1 protein-coding gene is annotated in these 729 nt (G+C 60.4%); it reads right to left on the bottom strand.

From position 1 onward, the window contains the following. Positions 1-308: 308 nt before the first annotated feature. Positions 309-729: hypothetical protein (locus AC1DIX_RS27450; protein WP_477328471.1), on the bottom strand; the 421-nt coding region annotated here is incomplete at its 5' end.

Raw genomic sequence — 729 nt, 5'->3', positions numbered from 1 at the left:
GTGCAAACAGCGGCTCGCCGAAACCGAGGATGATGGCGCTGGTTAGCAGCCCGACCGCAAGAAACCATTCCCGGCGCAGGAGGCGCGACATGGTGAAGGATGGGACGGTGAGACTGTTCGTCATGGCCGCGGCAGCCGTTCAGGGATATGCCGCCGCCGAATGATCATCAACGCCATCAAGTCTCCCAACCCGGCCGCCCGCCTCTCGCGCACCGATCCTCGCCAAACCTCGCCGCAGATTACATCTGTTTGCGATTTTCAGCGAGGGCAGTTTGCAGCTGCGCTCAGGTCAGATCAGCCGGCGCAGGTCAGGCGGTCCGCAGACTGTACCCGTTCACCGCGTCAAGCATCTCGCGGACCTTGCGGCGCTCGGCTTCCAGTTCCTGCATCAAAGCCTGATTCTGCTCTGTTAGTTTCCGGGACTGGCTCACCAGATCGCGGATATTGGCGAAGTTGATTCTCCGGCCGAGAGGCGCCACCAGCGCCGAGGCGTTGGGTTGCAGATTGATGCCCGTGACGGAACTATGGAAGCGGAGATCGGCAACGTAATAGTCGATGATCGTCTGAGCAGCCACGTCATATCCCAGATGCTCGTAGGTCTGGAAGATCAAGTCGCCGATCTTGTCCTTGGTATCGGACGTGGGAGGCGCCACGCCGCGCATGTCCGAGAGCAGGTCCCACAATGCGCGGAAAATCAGGTAGCCGAATTCGATCGGCTGGTCATAGGAC

Source organism: Massilia sp. 05N420, assembly GCF_056397205.1.
Note: the sequence above shows the minus strand (reverse complement) of the source record. Positions and strands in the feature narration are given on the sequence as shown.